The following is a 23,483-nucleotide window of genomic DNA, read 5'->3' on the forward strand; positions in this document are numbered from 1 at the left end:
CGGGCTGCGTCCGATTCCGCATCCGGCCATCACTGACTATTTGACCGATTTTCGGTATCCTCACGGCAGATCGATAGGGGCGGCAACGCTCAAATTTCGGATGGGGCTATCCGACGCCTCATGCAAACACATAGGCAGGAGCAAGCGATGAGTTGGTCTGCAAAACAATACGTGACTTTCGAAGATGAACGGACCCGCCCAGTCAGGGATTTGCTGGCAGCGGTACCCGGTTTGGCGGTGCGGCTTGCTGTCGATCTCGGTTGCGGCCCCGGAAATTCGACGGAGGTGCTGATGGCGCGTTTTCCCGACGCCACCGTGAGTGGCCTGGATAGCTCGCCCGACATGCTCGCCGCGGCCCGCAAACGGTTGCCGCAAACTCGCTTCGAGATGGGCGACCTCGCAGCATGGAATGATCCCGGCCCGTTCGACGTCATCCTCTCCAATGCGGTGCTCCACTGGGTGCCGGACCACGCCACCTTGCTGCCCACGCTCGTGGCCAAGCTGACGTCGGGTGGCAGCCTCGCCATCCAGATGCCCGATAACCTCGATGAGCCGGCACACCGACTCATGCGCGAAGTCGCGGCCGACGGCCCATGGGCCGCGAAACTCGCCGATGTCGTGCGGATGCGTACGACGCTGGCCGGCGCCGGTTGGTATTACGGCCTGTTGCATCCGCATTGTGCCAAAGTGGATGTGTGGCGCACCACGTACTGTCATGCGCTTGCAGGCGGGACCGACGCCGTGGTGGAATGGTTTAAAGGCTCCGGCCTGAGACCGTTCCTCGACCCGTTGGACGAGACCGAACGGGCAGCTTATCTGGAGCAGTACAGGGCGGCCGTCGAGCAAGCCTATCCTGCGCTATCCGATGGCACGGTGCTGTTGCCGTTCCCAAGATTGTTCATCGTCGCAACCCGCTGATCGATAAGAGACTACAGCTCATTTTCCACTGGCAAGACGAAGAAAATTCCCGCTACCAACCGCCGCCAGAGGTCAGCCCCAGGTTCATGATGGTATTCGACTAGCTTGCCATCCTCTTGAGAGATCCAGACCAGCGAAGCGGAACTCATCGGATTGACACCGGCCGGTACCGGCGCGAGGGTTACGTGATAGCTCTGCGTCGGATTGAGCGCCCGTGTGAACAGCTCGGATGCCTGTGTTGCCAGTTCCGGGCTGTGGATTACCACCAGCAACTCAGTATTCAGGTTGCGCGAACGGGGGTCGAGGTTCATCGAGCCGATGATGAGCAGTTGGCGGTCTATCTCATACACTTTGGCGTGCAGCGAAGAGCGGGACTGGGATCCGAAGATGCCATTGCCTTGGCTTTTCTCTTCGTTTTCGAGCTTGGCGCGGGGCGTATCGTGTATGGCTTTGAATTCATACAGATTAACGCCCGCCTGCAGCATGGCAACCCGGTAACGAACGTAACCGGCATGCACGGCTACGGCGTCGGTGGCTGCCAGTGAGTTGGTCAGCACGTCGACATGTGCGCCCCGGGCGACGCCTGCGCTCAGCAACTGCACGTCGTTGCCTGCGGGGACGAAGTAGGGCGATACGATCAGCAATTCGGTTTGTGCCTGACTCGCCGCTTTCAACAACCGGACCGACGGCGGGCTTTGATAGTTCGGATCGTTTTCAGCAACCTTTTGCGGTGTGTCCACCCACAACTGAGCTGGCGCCCAGACCATCGGCAGCGCATGCGTCGCGATCAGTTGCGAGAGCGGCTGCCCGCTGACCAATGGCGCGTCGGTAATATCCGACATTTCCGACCAGTGCTTGTGCAATTCTTCGCGAGCGCCGGCGAGCTTGCCAGCTTCGAATTTCTGCTTGCTCAACGTGCGCAGCGGATACGACTGGTCGCTGCTCCAAAACGTGTCGAAGCTCGACGAGACATGAGCAGTCAACGGGCCCGCAACCAGGACGTCCAGATCGCGAAAGCTGAGCGCATCGCCGGTGCCGAAATATTCGTCGCTGAGATTGCGACCGCCCACGATCATCACCTGGTTGTCGGCGATCATGGCCTTGTTGTGCATGCGCTTATCGAGCGTGTCGAGTTCGGTGAAGAGGTTGCCGAAACTTTCGAAGATGTTTTGGTTGCGCGTCGAGAATGGATTGAAGATCCGCACCTCGATGTTCGGATGCGCATCGAGCGCTGCCAGCGATAGATCGACATCCTTATAATTCAAGTCGTCGACCAGCAGGCGCACGCGCACGCCACGATCCGCTGCGCGCAGCAAGGCCTCGAGTATCAGCTTGCCGGAGTTGTCCTCGGTGACGCTGTAGTACTGCAAGTCCAGGGTCTTGGTCGCACTGGCAGCCAGCGCGAGGCGCGTCTGTAGCGCTTCGTTGCCGGTACGCAATAATTTGAAACCCGACAAATCGGGATGCGCTGTTTCGTCAGTCGCCAGCGCCTGGCCCAAGTCGGTCACTTCGGATGTTGCTATCGCCTGGGAGGTCGTGCGGACAAAATGTGAGGCGGGTGGTCGGGTTGCGCAGGCCGCCAATAATACGGCACATAAGAGTACGCTCATGCGTGCCAGGAACAACGGGTAGCGCTGAAAAGGCAGCAAATCCAACTCCATCGCGCTTGATAGCGGCGTTGAGCCGATTGTTGTCGGCGGTGGGCGATCTCGATGAATCATTATGGCGTGAATCCAGGCGGTTGGGGCGATGTTGGCTGCTGGGCCAGGTCTGGGGAACTTTCTTGTGTCGCCGCGATATCTGCGCAGCCCCAAAAAAATCGGTCGACGTAGTCACGGATAAATCCGCCTCGGAGCAAGGCTAAAAGACGTTGAACGCAGCGACACAAAAAAGCGTGGCGGCCAACTCGCACGAATGCGAAAATGCGGGCTGACCTTTTCTGAGCGACGGCCCTTGGGCCGCATTCGGTTTCATGCGCAACTCACTTCTTTTCCGTAGTTTGTTCGATGCCCAGCTCTGAATCTGCGCAGTGGTCCGATGCGTCGGCGCGCGATGCGCACTTCATGCGCTTGGCGCTGGCTCAGGCCGAACACGCCCGTGCCGCGGGCGAGGTTCCGGTCGGCGCCGTGGTCGTGCTGGGCAATGAAGTGGTCGCCGTCGGCTACAATCATCCTATCGTTGCGCACGACCCATCGGCCCACGCGGAAATGGTGGCGCTGCGCGAGGCGGCTCAAGTGCTGGGCAACTACCGCCTGCCGGGCTGCGAACTGTATGTCACTCTTGAACCGTGCCTGATGTGCTCCGGCGCCATCATGCATGCACGCGTTTCGCGCGTGGTGTACGGCGCTCGCGATCCCAAAACCGGCGCGTGCGGCAGCGTTGTCGATGTCTTTGCCGAAACCCGATTGAATCACCATGCGGACGTCCAGGGTGGAGTACTGGAAGCCGAATGTGCGAGCACACTGAGTTCGTTTTTCGCAGCGCGGCGGCAGGCGGCGAAAGCCGATCGCGCAGCGCAAGCCGGATCATCCGCTGCTGGGTCACCCGTCACGGCAGGTCATGGTCCCGATGCAGTTTCAGATACGATCCCAGATCCGGTTTCCCCCACCTTGAAAAAAGCGCCCTGATGATTGCAGCCCGAACGATACGTCTGATTGCCCCCTCCGGTTACCCGGTCGATCCGGTCGCGGTCGAACGCGGTATCGGCCGGCTCCGCGCAGCCGGACACCGGGTCGACGGCGTCGAGGTGGCGCGTCGCCAGATGCAACGTTTTGCTGGAACTGACGACCAGCGTCTGGCCGACCTCAACCAGCTAGCCGATCCCTCGCAACCTCTGCCCGATATCGTGCTGGCGGTACGCGGCGGTTACGGTGCGAGCCGGCTTTTGGCCGATCTCGATTACGCCGGCTTGCAAAAGCGGCTAGCCGGTACCGGCACGGCTTTCATCGGACACAGTGACTTCACGGCGATCCAGTTGGCGTTGCTGGCGCGAGCGGGCCTCGTGACTTTCGGCGGCCCGATGTTGACCGCCCATTTCGGTGCGGAGAAGCTCGAAACCTACACCTGGGACGCCTTTTGGCGCACGCTGAGTGAGCCAGCCACCACATTGCGTTTCGACACGCCGCAGATCGATACGGTCGAGGCGAAAGGCACGCTGTGGGGTGGCAACCTGGCGCTCGTCGTGGCGCTTATCGGCACGCCCTATATGCCGCATATCGATGGCGGCATCCTCTTTCTCGAGGACGTCAACGAACCGCCGTTTCGCATCGAACGGATGCTGTATCAGTTGCATCACGCCGGCATTCTCGCGCGCCAACAGGCCGTGATACTGGGCGAATTCACCGAATATCGGCTGGCCACGCACGACAACGGCTTCACGCTCGACTCCATGATCGCCCATCTGCGCTCCCAATTCGGGATACCATTTTTGACCGGTTTGCCGTTTGGTCATGTGGCCCGGATTTTGACGTTGCCGGTCGGCGCGCCAGCGGAACTGAGCGCCGACGCGAGCGGATTTACGCTGAGCTTCTCGGGTTATCCTTATAAAGACTCAAACTCGAGTGCTTAACTGGGATGCCGCCGGGGAACCGTCCTCGGGGACGTCGCCGAAGCCTGTCGCCGGCGGCGAGCGCCGGCCATGCGTAATAACGACACCCGTGACCGCCTCGCGACCACACGGCCTTCACAGCATCGAAACGCATCTCGCCTACACTAACCGGTAGGGACCCACTCAGGCCTATATCGCCCCGAACTTGCCGACCAAACACGGCATGCACAACTGACGCCCAGCGCCGGTGCTATAATTCAGGGTTTTTCTGCTGACTTCTAAAGGGACGCGCAGTGCTGTCTACCGCCAATATCACCATGCAGTTCGGGCCCAAGCCCCTGTTCGAGAACATTTCGGTCAAATTCGGTGAAGGCAACCGCTATGGCCTAATCGGCGCGAACGGCTGCGGCAAGTCCACCTTCATGAAAATCCTCGGCGGCGACCTCGAGCCCTCGAGTGGCACGGTCATGCTCGAACCGAATATCCGCCTGGGCAAACTCAAGCAGGATCAATTTGGCTACGAGGACATGCGCGTACTCGACGTCGTGATGATGGGCCACACGGAAATGTGGGCCGCCATGGCGGAGCGCGATGAAATTTACGCCAATCCCGACGCGACCGACGACGACTACATGCGTGCCGCCGACCTCGAAGCGCGTTTTGCCGAATTCGACGGCTATACCGCCGAGGCGCGTGCCGGCGAGTTGCTGCTGGGCGTGGGTGTCAGCATCGATCAGCACAGCGGCCCGATGAGCGCGGTAGCGCCAGGCTGGAAGCTGCGCGTATTGCTGGCGCAGGCGCTGTTCTCTAATCCGGATGTGCTGTTGCTGGATGAGCCGACCAACAACCTCGACATCAACACGATCCGCTGGCTCGAAGATGTGCTTAATCAGCGCAATTCGACCATGATCATCATTTCGCACGATCGGCACTTCTTGAACCAGGTCTGTACCCATATGGCCGATATGGACTACGGAACGCTGAAGGTCTATCCCGGCAATTACGACGATTACATGCTGGCTTCCGCGCAGGCGCGCGAGCGGCAGATGAGCGCCAACGCGAAAGCTAAGGAACGGATCGTCGAACTGCAGGATTTTGTGCGGCGTTTTGCCGCCAACAAATCGAAAGCGCGCCAAGCCACCAGCCGCGCCAAGCAGATCGAAAAGATCAAGGTCGAGGACATCAAGCCGTCGTCGCGCCAGAACCCGTTTATCCGCTTCGACTTCGACAAGAAACTGCATAACCTCGCCGTGAATATGGAAGGGGCGCGCAAGACTTACGACCGGGTGATATTTAACAAGCTGGACCTGTCGGTGCAATCCGGAGAAAAGATCGCGATCATCGGTGAGAACGGCGCAGGCAAAACCACGCTGCTGCGCAGTTTGCTCACGCAAGTGCCGGTGGATGAAGGCACGGTCAAATGGGCGGAGCACGCGAGCGTCGGCTATATGCCGCAGGACACCTCCGAAGCGTTTCCGGACGACTTGACGCTGACCGACTGGATACAGCAATACGCTCAGGAAGGCGACGACGATCAGGTGCTGCGCGGCACGCTGGGTCGTCTGCTGTTTGGCGGCGACGACGTCCGCAAATCGGTGAAAGTGCTCTCGGGCGGCGAAAAAGGCCGGATGATCTGGGGCAAGCTGATGCTGGGCCGCCACAATGTGCTCATGATGGACGAGCCGACCAACCATATGGACATGGAATCGATCGAGTCGCTGCAGATCGCGCTGGAGAAATTTCCGGGCACGCTCGTATTCGTTTCCCACGACCGTGAGTTCGTTAATGGTCTTGCGAACCGCATCATAGAAGTCAAGGCTACCGGTACGGTCAACGACTACCTCGGCACCTATGAAGACTACCTGAGCAGCCAGGGGATCGACTAAGGCCCCGGCTCGGGTCGTGCGTTAATCGTGCATGGATCACGACTCAACATCAACAACCCCGCGCAGGTATCCGGGAACACCCCGGAAGCCCGCGTCGGGTTTGAAGCCACAGCGTCAAATACGTGATTTCAAACGGCTGACTAACTTGACGTCGGCCGAGTAAAGCGCACTGCCGTGCCCTCGCGCACGATACGTTCCCAGACACTCGCTTTTTCCGCATCGCTCAGAAAAACCCAGTTCGATACCTCGCCGGCCGTACGCCCGCAGCCTGTGCACACCTCGTCGAAGAGCGTAGAGCAAATACCGATGCAGGGGCTGTCAGGGAGGTCGTGCAAGTTGGACATGAGGGGTTGGGTAGACTTGAAAACAATGGGGGACGCGGGGCGTCGACAACAGTCTGGATACGCGAATCCGGCGCCCAATGCTGGCATCCGGCGCGCACGCAACGCGCATTCTCAGACCACAAGCGCTATTTTATCCGATTGCCGCTGACACCGGCCGAATGGCCCGACCGTGCGTCGGGCGATATGGGGATATGTCGCGTATTTGGATATCGATCGGCCATTCCGCTTCAATTACTGCGTGTTTTAAACAATAATAAAGCCCGCTGCCGAAGCCTGGGCATGCGTGAGGTCTATTTGGCGTCATGCAGCCGAAAATATTTTTGAAAGCGGCGCATTTGATGGTAATTTTCGTTGTTTTCGACCATGGTAGGTCAGCCGTTGCGGTGCCCGACAGCAATAGGCGAGTAAAACGCGAGTGAAGCGCGGGTGACGCACACTTAGGGACTCGTCCTGGCACAGGCGCAGGTCGACTTTCCACCAGAAGAGTTTAAAAATCGGATTTTCTGCAACCGGAGAACGGAATGGAAAAAAAGGTAAAGCGCGGCCCCTTGGGCCTGATCCGGATCGGCGTATGTGTCGCCTGCGCGCTCCCGATGCTGACAGCCTCGGCCAAAGACACCACCCTAAACGTCTATAACTGGTCCGATTACATCGCCAAGGACACCGTTCCGAATTTCGAGAAGCAAACGGGCATCAAGGTGCGTTACGACGTGTACGACAGCGACGATACGCTGAAGGCCAAATTGTTCACCGGCAATTCGGGCTACGACATCGTGGTGCCGACCAGCAACTATGCCGGACAGCAGATCGCCGCGAACATCTTTGCACCACTCGACAAATCCAAACTCCCCAATCTCAAATATCTGGATCCACAGTTGATGGCGCTGGTGGCGGGCGCCGACCCGGGCAACCAGTATGTCGTGCCTTGGGCCTATGGTACGACCGGCCTGGGCTACAACGTGACCAAGGCGCAGCAGGCGCTAGGCAAGGGCGTAGCGCTGGATAACTGGGACATTCTGTTCAAACCCGAAAACATCTCCAAGCTCAAGAGCTGTGGCGTATCGCTGCTCGATGCCCCCGATCAGGTATTCGCCGCCACGCTGCATTACATCGGCCGCGACCCCAACAGCACCAAGCCCGACGACTATCGCGCGGCGCTCGAGACCTTGAAGAAAATTCGTCCGTATATCACGCAATTTAACTCGTCGGGCTATATCAACGACCTGGTTGGCGGCGATATCTGTTTTGCCTATGGCTGGTCTGGCGACGTCGTGATCGCGAAACATCGCGCGGACGAGGCCAAGAAGCCATACAAGATCGAGTACTACATTCCCAAGGGCGGCGCGCCGGTGTGGTTCGACGTGATGGCGATTCCGAAAGATGCCCAGCATAAGGACGCCGCGTTGCAATGGATTAACTACATTGAAACGCCGCAAGTCCATGCGGCGATTACCAACGAAGTCTATTATCCGAGCGCAAACCTGGAAGCGCGCAAATATGTCAGCAAGGATGTGGCCGACGATCCGGCAGTCTATCCGCCGCCTGATGTCGTGAAGACGCTGTTCTTGTTGAAGCCATTGCCCGTCGATATCCAGCGTCTGGAAACACGCTTGTGGACTGAGTTCAAGACGGGCCACTGAGCGCCGAACGCGCGCAGCGCCCATCCGTTTCAAGACGAGCCCCTGGCCTGCCAGGGGCTTTGTTTGTGTCGATAAGAGGTGAAGTCGCAAACCATGAGTGACCCGCTGCAACGCCCGGGCCAGCCGGATGAGGATCGTGACAGCCATTTCGTGCAGATGGTCGGTGTCGCGAAAAAATTTGGCGAAACAGTCGCCGTACGGCAGGTCGATCTGTCGGTCAAGAAGGGCGAGCTATTTGCCTTGCTGGGCAGTTCCGGATGCGGCAAGTCCACCTTGCTGCGCATGTTGGCCGGCTTTGAATCGGTCACCGAAGGACAAATCCTGATCGATGGCGAAGATTTGGCCACACTGCCGCCGTATCGCCGCCCGGTCAATATGATGTTCCAGTCGTATGCCTTGTTTCCGCACATGACGGTCGAAGGCAATGTGGCGTTTGGCCTGAAGCAGGAGGGCTGCCGCAAGGACGAAATCATCGAGCGCGTGGCGAAGGTGCTCGATCTGGTGCAAATGACCCGTTTCGCCAAGCGCAAGCCGCATCAATTGTCGGGCGGTCAACAGCAGCGCGTGGCGCTGGCGCGCAGCCTGGTCAAACGGCCCAAGTTGCTGCTGCTCGACGAGCCCATGTCGGCGCTCGACAAGCAGATCCGTCAGCGCACCCAGGTGGAACTGGTCAACATTCTGGATCAGGTCGACGTCACCTGCATCATGGTTACGCACGATCAGGAAGAGGCGATGACGATGGCCGACCGGATCGCCGTCATGAGCGAAGGTCAGATAGTCCAGATCGGGTCGCCTCATCAGGTGTACGAATATCCGAACAGCCGCTTTTCTGCCGAGTTCATCGGTTCGACCAATCTGTTCGACGGCAGGACGGTCGAGGACGCAGCCGATCACGTTTTGATCGAAAGCCCCGATCTGGCCCAACCGCTTTACATCAATCATGGCATTACAGGGCCGCTGGGGATGCCAGTCGGCGTATCGATCCGGCCCGAGCGGGTCACGCTCAGGCGCCAGCGCCCCGAGGTTGCGTATAACTGGGCCGCTGGCGTTGTTACCCACATCGCTTACATGGGCAGCTACTCGCTCTATCACGTGACGCTCGCTTCGGGCAAAACCGTGGTGTCCAATGTGTCCAGCCTGGTGCTTTCCGAGATGGGCACACCGCAAGTCGATGAACAGGTTGTGGTGAGCTGGAGCCCGTCCTCCAGCGTAGTGCTCACGCAATGAAACCGCGCATGAAGCCCCTCATGAAGCCCAACTCCTGGTGGGCACGCAACCGGCCAGCGGGACGTACCGCGGTGATTGCCGGCCCGTATCTGTGGCTGCTGCTGTTCTTCTTCGTGCCGTTCCTGTTGGTTGTGAAGATCAGCTTTGCCGACTTGCGACTCGGCATACCGCCTTATACCGAACTGATCGCGTTCAAGGATGGCGTGGCCGACGTGACGCTGTATTTCACGCACTACGCCTTTTTGCTGACCGACAGCCTGTACTTCGACGCCTATCTGAGTTCGATCAAGATCGCCGCGATCTCAACGGCGTTCTGCCTGCTGATCGGCTATCCGATGGCGTATTACATCGCGCGCTCCAATCCGGCCACGCGCAACCTTCTGATGATGGGGGTGATGCTGCCGTTTTGGACTTCGTTCCTGATCCGCGTTTATGCCTGGATAGGCATCCTCAAAAACAACGGCCTGCTCAATAACGCGCTGATTTCGATGGGCCTGATTCATAGCCCGATCGAGCTTTATCACACCAATTACGCGGTTTATATCGGCATGGTGTATTCATACCTGCCGTTCCTGGTGATGCCCTTGTATGCGCACCTGGTGAAGATGGATTTCACGCTGTTGGAAGCCGCTTACGACCTCGGCGCACGGCCCTGGAAGACCTTTGTCCACGTGACATTGCCGCTGTCGAAAAACGGCATCATCGCGGGTTGCCTGCTGGTGTTCATCCCGGCAGTCGGGGAATACGTGATCCCAGAGTTATTGGGCGGAGCCGACACGCTGATGATAGGGCGCGTGATGTGGGATGAGTTTTTCAGCAATGCCGATTGGCCGATGGCTTCGGCCGTCACTTGCGCGATGGTGTTGCTGCTGCTGGTGCCTATGGTGCTGTTCCAGCATTTCCAGACCAAGCAACTGGAGCAGCGTCGATGATCAAGCCCAATCGAGGTTTGCAGGTCGCGGTGCTGGGCATCGGTTTCCTGTTTCTGTACATCCCGATCATCAGTCTCGTGGTGTATTCGTTCAACGAATCGCAACTGGTCACAGTCTGGAGCGGCTTTTCGTTAAAGTGGTACGCGGCGCTCTGGCAGGATGACGAGCTGATCGACGCAGCGTGGTTATCGTTGAAGGTGGCGTTAATGACCGCATTCGCCTCGGTCCTGATCGGGACGTGGGCGGGCTTCGTGCTGGCGCGCATGGGGCGTTTCAAAGGCGTCACGCTGTTCAACGGGTTGATCAGCGCGCCGCTGGTGATCCCCGAGGTTATACAGGGCATTTCCTTGCTGCTGCTGTTCGTCGAGATGGGCAAGCTGTTCGGTTGGCCTTCGGAGCGCGGTTTTTTTACGATCTGGATCGGTCACGTCATGCTGTGCATTTCGTATGTCGCGATTATCGTCCAGTCGCGTTTGCGCGATTTGAATCCTTCGCTCGAAGAAGCAGGGCAGGACCTGGGCGCCACGCCGCTACGGGTGTTCTTCAGCATTACCTTGCCGATCATTTCCCAGGCGCTGATCGCGGGCTGGTTGCTGTCGTTTACGCTATCGATCGACGATGTGGTGACGTCGGCATTTCTTTCCGGCCCGGGGTCCACGACGCTGCCGTTGGTGGTGTTCTCGCGGGTGCGGCTCGGGCTCAATCCCGAAATGAACGCACTCGCGACACTGTTTATCTCGGTCGTGACTGCAGGCGTGGTGATAGCGAATCATGTGATGCAATCGGCCGAGCGTAAGCGTATGGCGCTGGCGATCTAGCGCATGGAATGGCAACGCTCAATGTCGCGCATGAGCGAAATACAGGTCCAAAACACCGCACGGAAACATTTAAGCGAAACGTTAAGCGTGCAACTGTTGCAGGCCCATTGCAGCGTTGATATGCCGCTCGAAGGTTGGCACGTCGGTGTTGGTTCCGCATAACAGCACACCTACACGCTTGCCGCTCAAACGCTCGCGCAGCGGGCCGAGCAGGGCGGCAGTCGCGGCGGCGCAGGCCGGCTCGACGGCGAGTTTCAGTTGATCGAACAGTGTCAGCATGGCAAGCCGCAGCGCATCGTCCGTTACCGTCACAATCTCTTCCACGTAGCGACGGCACAGCTCGTAGCTATAGGCCTCCGTATGAGGGGCCATCAAGCTGTCGGCGATCGAATGCATCTGGCCCATGGTAACCGGATGACTGGCCGCAAAGCTGCGGCTCATCGCGTCTGAACCCACGGGTTCGACGCCGTACACTTTGCAACGCGGATTGGCGAGCCGCATCGCGGTAGCAATACCGGCGGCCAATCCTCCACCGCCGACCGGGACGATCACGGCATCCAACTCGCTGGCCTGCGTTATCCATTCATAGCCAAGCGTCGCCGTGCCCAAGATGGTGTGGTACCCATTGAACGGATGCACGAAGCTGCGCCCCTCTTCGGCTTCGATTTGGCGCGCCAGATCGAAGGCCTCGGCCACGTTCCCGGCCAGACGCACCTCAGCGCCAAAATTACGGCACAACGCGATGCGGGCCGGATTCGCATGCTTGAACATCACCACCTTGGCGCCAATACCGAGACGCTGCGCGGCATAAGCCACTGCAACCGCATGGTTGCCGGCGCTCACGCAGGTAACGCCCGCATTGCGCTGACCGTCGTCAAGCGCGAGCAAATTGGAAAATGCACCGCGGATCTTGAACGTACCGCCGGCCTGCAACAACTCGAATTTGAAATTGATACTGGTGCCATGTAGCGACGCGAAATCGTCTTTGTCGAACACGGGCGTGCGACGCGCCCAGACCGATAAGGTCATGTGCTGAGCTGCAATGGCGTCGAGATCCGGGACCTTTTGCCCTTCGAGCACGGCGGGGTGGTCGTGCTCAGTCTTCATGCCCGGCACTTCGCGAATCTCGTATGGCACGTGTTCGCTCATGAATGGGTGACCAAGCTGGCAATCAATTTCCGCGTGAAGGATTCACACGCTTCAATCTGCTCGATTGCCACGTATTCGTTGGGTTTATGCGCCTGCTCGATATCGCCGGGGCCGCACACGATACTGGGCACGCCGGCCAACTGAAACAGTCCGGCTTCGGTTCCATACGCGACTTTGCGCCGTACCTGGTTTTGGGTCAACGCGCGCACCAATTGCGTGATCGCCTCCTGCTCGACGCCATCGAATGCCGGCGCGGCGCATATCTGCGTGAACTCGATGGAGGCATGCGGTTGGACGGCACGCATGGCCGGCTCAAGCTGCTCGCGCGCGTATTTCTCAACCTGCTCGAAAAGTCCGGTCGGATCGACCGGTGGCAAATTGCGATATTCGAAGGTGAATTCGCACAGCGAAGGCACGGTATTAAGCGCGATCCCGCCGCTGACCAAACCGGTCTGTGCGGTGCTGAACGGTACGTCAAATTCTTCGTCAAAGGGGCCTTGGGCGCGCATCTGGTCCGCGAGGTCGCGGATATGGCAAATCAGCCGAGCCGCATATTCGATCGCGTTCACGCCCTTGGGCGTCAACGACGAATGTGCGGCATGACCGCGTACACAGCATTTATAGGCGTTGATGCCTTTATGCGCGACGATCGGGCGCATCGTGGTGGGTTCGCCGACGATACAACCATCGAGCCGAATGCCCCGGCGCTTCAGGTCGGCCAGCATGACCGGTGCGCCGACGCAACCCACCTCTTCGTCATAAGACAGCGCAAAATGCAACGGTTGTTTCAAGCGCGCCGCCTGCATCTCGGGTAATAACGCCAAGCTCACGCCGATGAAACCTTTCATGTCGCAAGCGCCGCGGCCGTAAAGCTTGCCGTCCTTGACGACGGCCTTGAACGGATCGGTGTCCCAGGGCTGGCCATTGACCGGCACGACATCGGTATGCCCCGAAAGCACAATGCCGCCGTCGGTGTGGCCATCGTGGGCGGGGACGGTTGCAAATAAATTGGCTTTACGGCCAGCGGCGTCATGAGTCAGCACCGCGTCGATGCCGGCTTGCTTGAGATAATCGCGTACTGTTTCGATCAGGCCCAGATTCGATTCACGGCTGGTCGTGTCGAACCCGATCAGCTTTTCGATCCACGGCAGCGATAGCGGCACGGCAGAACGGCCCGCGGAGGAGGGCGAAGCCGCGTTTGCGCTGGCTTGATTGGCGATGGTCCCGACGATGGTTGACATAAATGGCTCCGCTGACTCCGCTAATTCTGATTAACTATTACTAAATAATATCTTAAATTTAGGCCGATAGAGAGTCTATGCGATGCGCGCGCCAGGCACGCGTGGCCCGGCGTGACGGGGTCGTGAGGCTATGTGTCACGCGACATTCAGCGGGCAGTCACCGCTGGCCCCTTATCCCGGCTTACCGGAGCCCCCAGCGAGCGCATCACGTCCTTCAAGGTCGAAACGCGGACGCTGAGGTCAGGCGTGCGCGTTTCAATGCGCAGTTTGTCCTGGCCCGCCAGATTGATGTGTTTGTTTTTCTGCACCATCTCGATGATGCGCATGGCGTCGATCGGCGGTTGCGCGACGAACTGCAGCGAGATCATCGTTTCCGAGGCATCTATCTTCACGATGCCTAGTGGTTTGGCGTTCAGGCGCAAGCGGTGCGTTTCGATCAACGCTTGCGCTTGCGGTGGCAATCTGCCGAAACGGTCGATCAGCTCTTCCTGAATCGCGTCGATCGCATCGGCGCGCTCGCAGTTGGCCATGCGCTTATAGAGCGACAGCCGTTCCTGCACGTCGCCGCAATACGCCGTGGGCAAAATAGCCGGCACATGCAGATTGATTTCGGTAGTCGCACTCAGCGGCGCCGTCAGGTCAGGTTCGTGGCCGGCCTTGAGCGACCTGACCGCATCGTTGAGCATGTCGGTGTAAAGCTGGAAGCCGATCTCGTGGATGTCGCCCGATTGCTTGTCGCCCAGTACTTCGCCCGCCCCGCGTATTTCAAGATCGTGCATCGCCAGGTAAAAGCCGGCGCCCAGTTCTTCCATTTGCTGAATCGCTTCCAAACGACGATTGGCCTGCTTGGTCAGCGCCTGCGGGTCGTTCACCAGTAAATACGCATAGGCCTGATGGTGCGATCGACCTACGCGGCCGCGCAATTGGTGCAACTGCGCAAGCCCGAACTTGTCAGCCCGATGCATCAGGATGGTATTGGCGCTCGGTACGTCGATGCCGGTTTCGATAATTGTCGTGCATAGCAGCACATTGGCGCGCTGCCCGACGAAATCGCGCATGACGCGTTCCAGCTCGCGTTCGTGCATCTGCCCATGAGCCACCACGATGCGTGCCTCGGGCACTAGCGCTTCGAGCATCGAGCGACGGTTTTCGATGGTCTCCACTTCGTTGTGCAGGAAGTAGACCTGGCCGCCGCGTTTGAGCTCGCGCAACATGGCCTCGCGTATCGTGCTGGCGTCCTCGCGCCGTACGAAGGTCTTGATGGCGAGCCGTTTTTGCGGCGCGGTTGCAATCACCGAGAATTCGCGCAACCCTTCGAGGGCCAAGCCGAGCGTGCGGGGAATGGGTGTTGCGGTCAGCGTCAGGATGTCGACTTCCGCACGCAGCGCTTTCAACGCTTCCTTCTGCCTGACGCCGAAACGATGCTCTTCGTCGATGATGACCAGACCTAGCCGTTGGAACTGCACGTCCGAGGACAACAGCTTGTGCGTGCCGATCACGATGTCCAGCGTGCCGTCGTTGATCGACTTGATCGCCGACGAGATTTCCTTGGTGCTCTTGAAACGCGACAGCTCGGCAATGCGCACAGGCCAGTCGGAGAAACGATCGGAAAACGTATTGAAATGCTGCTCGGCCAGCAGCGTGGTGGGCGACAGGATCGCTACCTGCTTGCCGCCCATCACCGCAATAAACGCTGCACGCAACGCCACCTCGGTCTTGCCGAAACCGACGTCGCCGCAGACCAGCCTGTCCATCGGCTTGCCGCTGGTCATGTCGCCGATCACGGCCTGGATCGCCGCGGCCTGGTCGGGCGTTTCTTCAAAACCGAAGCTTTCGGCAAAGCGATCGTAATCGCGCGGCGTGAGTTCGAACGCGTGACCCTGGCGCGCCGCGCGGCGTGCGTAGAGGTTGAGCAGCTCGGCGGCGGTGTCGCGAATCTGCTGCGCGGCGCGACGCTTCGCTTTGTCCCATTGACCTGAGCCCAGCGTATGCAGCGGTGCGGTGTCGGGGTCGGCGCCGCTATACCGCGAAATCACGTGCAACTGCGCGACCGGCACATAAAGCTTACTTTCGCTCGCGTATTCGAGATGCAGCAACTCGGTTTCGCCTTCGCCGAGGTCCATGGTGATCAGGCCGTGGTAACGGCCGATACCGTGCTGACTGTGCACCACTGGATCGCCGATCTTGAGCTCCGAAAGATCGCGCACCATCGAGTCAACGTTGCTGGCCTGTTCTTGGCGGCGGCGTGAGCTACGGCGAGCGAATGAGCCGTACAACTCATTTTCGGTGACGATCGCGAGTTGCTCTTCGGGCAACGCAAAGCCGTTGGCCAGCGCGGCAACCCCGAGCGTGAAGGGCGCCGCAGCCGTCGAGAAATCTTCGAACGATTCGCAATTGGCGGGCTTGAGCTGGTTGTCGTGCAGCCACTGCAGAATCGTCTCGCGGCGGCCCGCTGATTCGGCCACCAGCAAGACTCGATACGAGGTGCTGTCCAGAAAACGCCGTAGCGCGTAAGCCGGGTCCTCAGCGTGCCGGTCTACCGCCAGCGTGGGCAGCGGCACGCTCCAGGCGCCGCCGCCGGCGCTCGGGACAACCAGGCGGGCAAACGGCTTGGCGAGCGTGTAAAAATCCTCGTCGCTCAGGAATAAGCGCTGTGGCTCCAGAATCGGCCGATCCCGGTCCAGCGAAAGAAAGTTGTAGCGCTGGCGCGTATCGGCGGTAAATCGTCGGATCGACGCGTCCAGATCGCCGACCAGGATCAGTTGCGTGTTCGCCGGCAGATAGTGAAACAGCGTGGCCGTTTCATCGAAAAAGAGCGGCAAATAGTATTCGATGCCGGCAGCGGGCACGCCGTTACCGATATCCTTGTAGACGGAGCTGCGGCTAGGATCGCCTTCGAAGGTCTCGCGCCAGCGGCTGCGGCACGCGGTGCGCGCCGCTTCGTCGAACGGAAACTCGCGCCCCGGCAGCAGCCGGACATCCCGCACCGGATACAGGCTGCGCTGGTTGTCGGGGTCGAACGCGCGTATCGATTCGACCTGATTGTCGAACAGATCGATGCGATACGGCAGCGGCGAGCCCATCGGGAACAGGTCGATCAAGCCGCCGCGCACGCAATATTCGCCGGGGCGCATCACTTGACTGACGTGCTCGTAGCCCGCCAGCGTCAATTGCGCCTTGAGCTTGGCTTCGTCAAGTTTCTCGCCCTGGGTGAACGAGAAGGTGTACGCGGCCATGAATGAAGCCGGCGGCATCCGGTACAACGCGGTCGTGGCCGGCACCAGCAGGATGTCGCAGCGCCCTTCGCCAAGGTCATGGAGCGTCGCGAGCCGCTCGGAGACCAGATCCTGATGCGGTGAGAACGTGTCGTAGGGCAGGGTTTCCCAATCGGGCAGCAGCCGCACGCGCGCCAGCGGTGCGAAATACGCGATTTCATGGCGCAACCGTTGCGCATCCGCCGCACTGGCGCAAATCACCGCCAGCAATGGCACTTGATTGCGATAGCTCTCGAAGTAGCGTGCGATCATCAGCGCGTCCGCTGAACCGTGGACGCCATCGAACGCGTAGCGCTGCCCAGCTTTGACCAGCGCGAGCGGCGCCGTGCGAGTCACTGCGGTTTCTGGAAGATGATCTGACATAAAGGCGAGTTGCGGGGTATCGGGTTAGGCGCACGAGGCACGATATGCTATGCCTGGCTTGCTGGGCGTGGCTGGAAAAGCCTCTGGGCGCATCGCTGCGGGCGTCGCGAAACGTGGGCAGCGTGGACACCGTGTAACAACTGCGAAGCGGGCAGAAGCACTGCAAGACGCGCAGAAAGAAACGCTGGAAGGCAGATGCTCTTGCCCGGCAGCACGCGAACAAAGAACGTTATTATAGAATCCGTTTTCGACTTTCACCGACGGTACCGCTCAAATGAGCGTCGCCGACCTCTTTTCAGGCTTTGAAGCTGCGTGACTCCATCTCGTCTTTTTGCTGTGATTCCCTGCGCCGGTATAGGCGCGCGTTCCGGTGCGCCATTGCCCAAGCAATACCGGACGGTGGCAGGGCACAATTTGCTGCATCACACGCTGGCCGCATTCGACGCGTGTTCCGAACTGACCCAGACACTCGTGGTGCTCGCGCCGCACGACACGCATTTCGATCCGCGCCGCTTTAACGGCTTGCGCTTTGCGGTGCGCCGGTGTGGCGGCGACAGTCGCCATGCGACGGTGCTCAACGGCCTGTACGCGCTGCGTGAATTCGGTGCGCGCGATCACGACTGGGCGCTGGTGCATGACGCTGCGCGGGCCGGCATCACGCCCACGTTGATACGCAAGCTGGTCGCCGAAGTCAAGGATGATCCCGTAGGCGGCATCGTGGCGTTGCCGCTAGCCGACACGCTTAAACGTGCTGCGCCTGATGTGGCCCATACAACGGACGCGGCGGCCGCGGCGAACGCAACGGACGAGCCCGACGCAACTGATGCGATTAACGTCGCCCACAGCGGCCCACGCATTGCGCGCACCGAGCCGCGCGATGGCCTCTGGCTTGCGCAAACGCCGCAAATGTTTCGCTTAGGGCTGTTGCGCGATGCGCTCGAAAGTGCACAGCGCGACGGTTTCAATGTGACCGACGAAGCCAGTGCGCTGGAGCGGCTCGGCCACACTCCGCGTCTGGTGCAGGGCAATTTGCGCAATTTCAAGGTGACCTATCCGGAAGATTTCGCGCTTGCCGAGGCGATTCTCGGCAAGTCTTCGGAGCACGGTTAAATCGAGTCACTATCGTGCCTCTCCATCGCGCCTCCATTACCTTTTCAACATGGTTTCTTGAACGGACTAAATTATGAACTTTCGAGTAGGTCAGGGATATGACGTCCACGCCTTGGTTCCGGGCCGGCCCCTCATTATCGGCGGCGTAACGATCCCTTACGAGCGCGGCTTGCTGGGCCATTCGGATGCGGATGTGCTGTTGCATGCGATTACCGACGCGCTATTCGGTGCGGCAGCGTTGGGCGATATCGGTCGCCATTTCCCCGACACCGATCCGGCCTTTGCCGGCGCTGACAGCCGTACCTTGCTGCGCGAAGCGGTGGCGCGTGTGGCGCAGGCCGGTTATCAAATCGTCAATGTCGACAGCACCGTGATCGCGCAGTCGCCCAAGCTGGCGCCCTACATTGCGGCGATGTGCGAGAACTTGGCGCACGATCTCGATCTACCGGCCGATTGCGTCAACGTGAAAGCCAAGACGAACGAGAAACTCGGCTATTTGGGCCGCAGCGAAGGGATCGCGGCCGAAGCGGTGGTGCTGATCAAGCGCGGGTTCATTAGTTGACATAGGCGGTGCAAGAGCACCGCAGGCTTGCCGCTCGTCCACGTGACACCGCTCGAAAAGCCAATATAGATGTATTTCCCCGGCGGTCTCACCAGTTTATTTGAGAACGTGGACAGCTTAACGCGTGCTTCTTAAAATTTCTTACTGCAATCAGTTATTGGATGGGCATCGTTTCATCAATTATCAATAGGGGTTTCCAGCTGCATCGGTGTAAAAACTAAAAATCAAAAGCATCGAATTAACAAAGTATTATTTGTTTAAGGGCATAATGATCTCAACGGCGCCAGGGCTGATGGGCAAAAAGGCTTCCCGACCTGCTGGCGCTGCTGTTTTTAAATCTTACGCGGAAAAGGCGCTAGCAAATGATTGCGTCATTTATATTGCACACGCCTGTCATTGTTCGTTTCTAACGGACAGAGCTATCCTTACTTTCAGTCTTGCTGAGATCGAGATATACAAGCACTCCGAATTACATAGCGACGACAAAGCTATCAACTTGGCTTGCTGTCATTGTTACAGGTCTGACGCAACTGTTGTTATCGTTGTCGACGTATGTGCCTTACCAGACCTGTTCAAGAATCGGTATGTCGGCTGGAATAGGGACGTACCCTCAATGGTTTACCCTGGTGCCGAAAGGCGAGCAGCTTCGAGAAAATTGGTCAGCTAACTGACCTTTGCTACGTTCTTGAATTCTTTGTCGTGCGCTAATTTTTCGTTTTCTTCGGTCGAGCGTTGCTTGTGCAATATTCCCATCGATAACTAGTTCGTAAGTAAAAATGGCATAACGTCGCATATGCAGAATTCACTGACCGGTCTTTTCTCGCGACGAAAGAATCTTGAATGGTTGTTGCTGATTACCGCGCTGCTATTTGTAGGCGCGGTTTTTACGAGCGTGCATGTCACCGAGATTCATCGTGTCGATGTGACTGAACGCGACCGCCTGCACGTGCTTACAAGAATCGTCTCCAACGATATTACAAGCAATCTGACGACGGTAAACCTGACGCTGGAAAAGGTAATCAAGGATTATCTGACTGCGCCTATCAGGCCACATTCGCCGAGCGGTTTAACGCTACGTTTGGAAACACTGCAGACCGCGATACAAGGCGCGTGTGTTTTTCTCGTGCTGGATGCCAACGGCCACGTCACCGCGACCTCCGAACTTGCCTTGCTAGGCAAGGATTTAGGTAACGAAGCCTACTTTAAGGCTGCCAGGGATAATCCTAGCGAGCGTACTTTGTATGTTTCCGCACCTTTCCAGTTGTATAAAGAGGGCGGTGGCTTGCTCATCACTATCTCCCGGATGGTGCCCGGCACCCACGGTGAATTTGCAGGCCTGATGGTCGCAGGGCTCAATCAAGTTTTCTTCACTGACTCTTTTTTGCCTGTCGGCTACGCGCCCGATGCCTGGGGTTTCGTGGTGCATGGCGACGGTCGGCTATTGGTCAATTTCCCGACGCGGCCTGGTATCGATGGCAACGACGTCAGCCAGCCAGGTACCTTCTTTAGTCGCCATCTTCAAAGCGGGCGGGGCGAGAGCGTGCTGACGGGGGCGGTGCGCGACACCGGTGAGCGCCGGTTAATGACGTTGCAAACCATCCAGCCTGCTTCGTTAAACATGGACAAGGCAATCGTGGTCGGGCTCAGCCGCTCGCAGGCGGCTATTGCGCAGCCGCTGCAACGCCAGGCCCTGGTCTATGGATTGCTCTACGCCGGCATCGCCTTGGTTTGCTGCGGCGGACTCTTCTGGGTGCAAAAGCGACGTGCTTACGCCGAGTCGTTAGCCGCCGATTTGGAACGAGAACGGCGTGATGCGGATGAGCAGGCGAAACACAATCAGATGCTCAGCGAGAGCGAGGCGCGATTTCGTACTCTGATTGAAGATGCGCCGCTGGCGATCGCTATTCTCCGTGGCGGCTATTTTGTGTACTCCAACCCGCGTTACCGTAATCTGCACGGCTATCTGCCCGAAGACGACCTGACGGGTCTGCCTTGGAGCGCCATGATTTCGCCCGAGTCTCGCGAGATATTGCACGAGCAAGGGATGTCGATTATTGAAGACTCTCCGATCGAGCAAATGTTCGAGGCGCAAGGACTCGGCAAGGAAGGCCGTCTGATACCCGTTTTCAAAACTACCGCCCGCGTCGAGTTGGTCGATGGGCCTGCTACGCTGGTTTTCGCACAGGACATTTCTGCTCAGAAACACGCTGAATCCGCATTGCTGCAGGCGCGCGATGCCGCAGAAGCCGCCAATCGCAGCAAAGCCGATTTTCTGGCCAACATGAGTCACGAGATCCGCTCGCCACTCAACGCCATTCTCGGCCTGGCTTACCTCTTGGAACAGGCACGGCTCGATCTGGACGCTCGCGGCATGGTGCGCAAAATCGTGGCGTCGGGGCGTATGTTGCTGAGCATCATCAATGACATTCTGGATGTGTCCAAAATCGAAGCCGGCCACCTGGTCATTGAACAGGCGCCATTTCGTCTGAACGATGTAATCGACAATCTTGCCGTTACCATGGGTCTCGCTGTCGCAGACAAAAATATCCAGTTGATCATCCAGCCCCTGCCGGCAGGCATTTCGTCAGTACGGGGTGATGCGTTGCGGCTGGAGCAGGTATTGAATAACCTGACCAGCAACGCCATCAAGTTCACGCAGGTTGGTCAGGTCGAGCTGCGTATCTCTTTGGTGTCCCGGGATGAAGAGAACGTCATGCTCCGTTTTGCCGTCCTTGACACCGGTATCGGCATCGCGCCCGTGCTGCAAAGCGACGTGTTCTCGGCGTTCACGCAAGCCGACAGCTCGACCACCCGCCGTTTCGGCGGCACCGGTCTTGGGCTGACCATTTGCCGCCAATTGGTGAGCTTGATGGGGGGCGAGATTGGCGTGAACAGCACGCTTGGCCAGGGCAGCGAATTCTGGTTCACGGTGCCCCTGCAACTGATCCCCAGCACCGCCTTTTCTTCTCCGGATATGGTCCGGATTGACGCCTTGATCGCCGACGACAGCGAGATCGCATTGCGGGCGGTGACTAATACGGCTGAGGGCTTGGGTTGGCAGGTCAGTGCCGTGCGCTCGGGCGAGGCGGTGTTGGCGCAATTGCTGGAGCGCGGCGACGGAAAATTGCCTGACGTGGTGGTGCTCGATTGGAAAATGCCGGGCATGGATGGCTTAGCCACCGTACGCGCAATCCGTGCACGCACGACGGTAGGTGCGTGCCCCATCGTTATCATGGCCACGGCCTATTCGCTCCCGGAGCTGGCAAGTCAACCGGGTGCTGAATTGGTCGATGCATTTCTGAGCAAACCGGTTACCTCATCGACTCTTTACAATGCGACGGTCGAGGCGCAACGCAAGAGAGCGACCGACATCGACATGCCGAACGTCGTACCAAAATCCGCCATTCCAAGCTTGGCAGGCGTTCGAGTGCTTATCGTCGACGACAGCGAGATCAATCGCGACGTGGCGCAGCGCATACTGGACGCACAAGGCGCGATCTCGTCGCTCGCGGTTGACGGCAAAGCTGCTCTGGACTGGTTGCTGGCGCACCCCGATGACGTCGACCTGGTGTTAATGGATGTGCAGATGCCGGTGATGGACGGCATCGAGGCTACGCGCCAGTTGCGCCTTATGCCGCAGTTCAATGACCTTCCTATCGTCGCGTTGACGGCCGGGGCTTTCAAGGAGCAGCAGGATGCCGCACGCGCGGCCGGCATGACGCACTTCATCAGCAAACCGTTCGACGTGCCGTCGACCATCGCGTTGATACAGCGGATCAGACGTAAACAAACGAATGCCGACGGCGATGCGTGCATGTCGGTAGGCGAGAGTCAGGCGGATCAGCCGGACTTGGAGCCATCATCGGATTTTTCTGTCATCGACATCAACCGCGGCTTGAAAATCTGGTCGGCCGTGCAAACCTACCGCGACTATTTGCGACGATTTGCTTCCAGCTACGGCAACGCAGTGGAGGAAATCAACGCCAGCCTCGCCATCAATGATCATAAGGCGGCGGCAATGTTGGCGCATAAACTCGCGGGAGTTGCTGCTAATTTGGCCTTGCCTGATACACAGCGGCTGGCGACCGAGACCGAGCGGATTTTGTCCACGGGATACGATCCGACATTCGTATTGGCCCGTCTGAGAGATGCGCTGGAACAGGCAATGATGGCGATCGAACGGTTTGCCCCACGCGTCGCGTCGCAGGCTTCGGCCGCCTCATCGGCGACGAGTGATGACATATCGCTCGAGTCTCAGGTTGAACTCAAAGTACTGTTCGTGGAACTACTCGAAGCGCTGGATAAAGACAGTCCCGCTCCGATCAAACCGGTCTTGGCCAAGCTTTTGACGGCGTTGCAACCACAGGAGCTGACGGACATTCAGGAGTGCGTGCACGACTTCGATTTTCGCCGAGCCGAGACCGCGACCATCAAGCTCGCCATGGATCATGGAATCATTCTGGAGGGATAG

General features: G+C 58.8%; 16 protein-coding genes. 11 read left to right on the top strand and 5 right to left on the bottom strand.

Annotated elements, in window-relative coordinates; translation table 11 throughout:
* Window positions 1-147 precede the first annotated feature (147 nt).
* Entirely contained in the window at window positions 148-918 is a 771-nt protein-coding gene (tam, locus tag GSQ77_RS14215) for a trans-aconitate 2-methyltransferase (RefSeq protein ID WP_158903290.1), read from the top strand.
* Between the two features lie 11 nt (window positions 919-929).
* Here tam and GSQ77_RS14220 read toward each other — a convergent pair whose 3' ends face one another.
* Window positions 930-2,567, bottom strand: coding sequence for a phospholipase D family protein (locus tag GSQ77_RS14220; protein WP_158903292.1), 1,638 nt, complete (start codon window positions 2,565-2,567; stop codon window positions 930-932).
* 357 nt (window positions 2,568-2,924) lie between these two features.
* Here GSQ77_RS14220 and tadA point away from each other — a divergent pair, with 357 nt between their 5' ends.
* The 3 genes from tadA (at window position 2,925) to GSQ77_RS14235 (ending at window position 6,351) form a co-directional block, all read left to right on the top strand.
* Entirely contained in the window at window positions 2,925-3,545 is a 621-nt protein-coding gene (gene tadA, locus GSQ77_RS14225) for a tRNA adenosine(34) deaminase TadA (RefSeq protein WP_158903294.1), read from the top strand.
* Entirely contained in the window at window positions 3,545-4,486 is a 942-nt protein-coding gene (gene ldcA / locus GSQ77_RS14230) for a muramoyltetrapeptide carboxypeptidase (protein ID WP_158903296.1), read from the top strand. Before tadA ends, ldcA begins: the two co-directional genes overlap by 1 nt.
* A gap of 272 nt (window positions 4,487-4,758) precedes the next feature.
* Window positions 4,759-6,351, top strand: coding sequence for an ABC-F family ATPase (locus GSQ77_RS14235; RefSeq protein WP_158903298.1), 1,593 nt, complete (start codon window positions 4,759-4,761; stop codon window positions 6,349-6,351).
* 140 nt (window positions 6,352-6,491) lie between these two features.
* Here the strand turns inward: GSQ77_RS14235 and GSQ77_RS14240 are convergent, their stop codons facing one another.
* Complete coding sequence (locus GSQ77_RS14240; protein ID WP_158903300.1) at window positions 6,492-6,695, bottom strand: DUF1289 domain-containing protein; 204 nt, start codon at window positions 6,693-6,695, stop codon at window positions 6,492-6,494.
* 593 nt (window positions 6,696-7,288) lie between these two features.
* Between GSQ77_RS14240 and GSQ77_RS14245 the strand changes: the two genes are divergently transcribed.
* The 4 genes from GSQ77_RS14245 (at window position 7,289) to GSQ77_RS14260 (ending at window position 11,312) form a co-directional block, all read left to right on the top strand.
* Window positions 7,289-8,335: a polyamine ABC transporter substrate-binding protein gene (locus tag GSQ77_RS14245; protein ID WP_158903911.1), complete on the top strand. Its 1,047-nt coding sequence runs from the start codon at window positions 7,289-7,291 to the stop codon at window positions 8,333-8,335.
* A 93-nt stretch (window positions 8,336-8,428) separates the two neighbouring features.
* The gene (potA, locus tag GSQ77_RS14250; protein ID WP_158903302.1) at window positions 8,429-9,562 is read left to right on the top strand and encodes an ABC transporter ATP-binding protein; all 1,134 of its coding nucleotides are present in this window, start codon (window positions 8,429-8,431) and stop codon (window positions 9,560-9,562) included.
* Between the two features lie 8 nt (window positions 9,563-9,570).
* Entirely contained in the window at window positions 9,571-10,494 is a 924-nt protein-coding gene (locus GSQ77_RS14255) for an ABC transporter permease subunit (RefSeq protein ID WP_158903304.1), read from the top strand.
* Window positions 10,494-11,312 carry an ABC transporter permease subunit gene (locus GSQ77_RS14260; RefSeq protein ID WP_158903912.1) on the top strand — a complete coding sequence of 273 codons (819 nt, stop codon included), beginning with the start codon at window positions 10,494-10,496 and terminating at the stop codon, window positions 11,310-11,312. The genes GSQ77_RS14255 and GSQ77_RS14260 overlap by 1 nt, the downstream gene beginning before the upstream one ends.
* An 81-nt stretch (window positions 11,313-11,393) precedes the next feature.
* Here GSQ77_RS14260 and GSQ77_RS14265 read toward each other — a convergent pair whose 3' ends face one another.
* From GSQ77_RS14265 to mfd, 3 genes are all read right to left on the bottom strand, one after another.
* The gene (locus GSQ77_RS14265; protein ID WP_158903913.1) at window positions 11,394-12,419 is read right to left on the bottom strand and encodes a threonine/serine dehydratase; all 1,026 of its coding nucleotides are present in this window, start codon (window positions 12,417-12,419) and stop codon (window positions 11,394-11,396) included.
* Between the two features lie 38 nt (window positions 12,420-12,457).
* A complete protein-coding gene (gene argE, locus GSQ77_RS14270; protein WP_158903306.1) occupies window positions 12,458-13,702 on the bottom strand; it encodes an acetylornithine deacetylase in 1,245 nt (414 codons plus the stop codon).
* A 146-nt stretch (window positions 13,703-13,848) separates the two neighbouring features.
* Entirely contained in the window at window positions 13,849-17,340 is a 3,492-nt protein-coding gene (gene mfd / locus GSQ77_RS14275; RefSeq protein ID WP_158903308.1) for a transcription-repair coupling factor, read from the bottom strand.
* A gap of 312 nt (window positions 17,341-17,652) precedes the next feature.
* Here mfd and GSQ77_RS14280 point away from each other — a divergent pair, with 312 nt between their 5' ends.
* From GSQ77_RS14280 to GSQ77_RS14290, 3 genes are all read left to right on the top strand, one after another.
* Window positions 17,653-18,450 carry a 2-C-methyl-D-erythritol 4-phosphate cytidylyltransferase gene (locus tag GSQ77_RS14280; protein WP_158903310.1) on the top strand — a complete coding sequence of 266 codons (798 nt, stop codon included), beginning with the start codon at window positions 17,653-17,655 and terminating at the stop codon, window positions 18,448-18,450.
* 73 nt (window positions 18,451-18,523) lie between these two features.
* Entirely contained in the window at window positions 18,524-19,012 is a 489-nt protein-coding gene (ispF, locus tag GSQ77_RS14285; protein ID WP_158903312.1) for a 2-C-methyl-D-erythritol 2,4-cyclodiphosphate synthase, read from the top strand.
* A 793-nt stretch (window positions 19,013-19,805) separates the two neighbouring features.
* Window positions 19,806-23,483: a response regulator gene (locus tag GSQ77_RS14290; protein ID WP_158903314.1), complete on the top strand. Its 3,678-nt coding sequence runs from the start codon at window positions 19,806-19,808 to the stop codon at window positions 23,481-23,483.

It is taken from the genome of Burkholderia sp. L27(2015) (assembly GCF_009765705.1).
In the GTDB taxonomy this organism is placed as follows: Bacteria; Pseudomonadota; Gammaproteobacteria; order Burkholderiales; family Burkholderiaceae; genus LMUX01.

What these genes read in the sequence shown, in the direction of transcription:
- tam (WP_158903290.1), top strand. Translation starts at nt 148, where the DNA reads ATGAGTTGGTCTGCAAAACAATACGTGACTTTCGAAGATGAACGGACC.
- tadA (WP_158903294.1), top strand. Translation starts at nt 2,925, where the DNA reads ATGCCCAGCTCTGAATCTGCGCAGTGGTCCGATGCGTCGGCGCGCGAT.
- ldcA (WP_158903296.1), top strand. Translation starts at nt 3,545, where the DNA reads ATGATTGCAGCCCGAACGATACGTCTGATTGCCCCCTCCGGTTACCCG.
- GSQ77_RS14240 (WP_158903300.1), bottom strand. Translation starts at nt 6,695, where the DNA reads ATGTCCAACTTGCACGACCTCCCTGACAGCCCCTGCATCGGTATTTGC.
- GSQ77_RS14245 (WP_158903911.1), top strand. Translation starts at nt 7,289, where the DNA reads ATGCTGACAGCCTCGGCCAAAGACACCACCCTAAACGTCTATAACTGG.
- potA (WP_158903302.1), top strand. Translation starts at nt 8,429, where the DNA reads ATGAGTGACCCGCTGCAACGCCCGGGCCAGCCGGATGAGGATCGTGAC.
- GSQ77_RS14255 (WP_158903304.1), top strand. Translation starts at nt 9,571, where the DNA reads ATGAAGCCCCTCATGAAGCCCAACTCCTGGTGGGCACGCAACCGGCCA.
- GSQ77_RS14265 (WP_158903913.1), bottom strand. Translation starts at nt 12,419, where the DNA reads ATGAAGACTGAGCACGACCACCCCGCCGTGCTCGAAGGGCAAAAGGTC.
- argE (WP_158903306.1), bottom strand. Translation starts at nt 13,702, where the DNA reads ATGTCAACCATCGTCGGGACCATCGCCAATCAAGCCAGCGCAAACGCG.
- mfd (WP_158903308.1), bottom strand. Translation starts at nt 17,340, where the DNA reads ATGTCAGATCATCTTCCAGAAACCGCAGTGACTCGCACGGCGCCGCTC.
- ispF (WP_158903312.1), top strand. Translation starts at nt 18,524, where the DNA reads ATGAACTTTCGAGTAGGTCAGGGATATGACGTCCACGCCTTGGTTCCG.
- GSQ77_RS14290 (WP_158903314.1), top strand. Translation starts at nt 19,806, where the DNA reads ATGCAGAATTCACTGACCGGTCTTTTCTCGCGACGAAAGAATCTTGAA.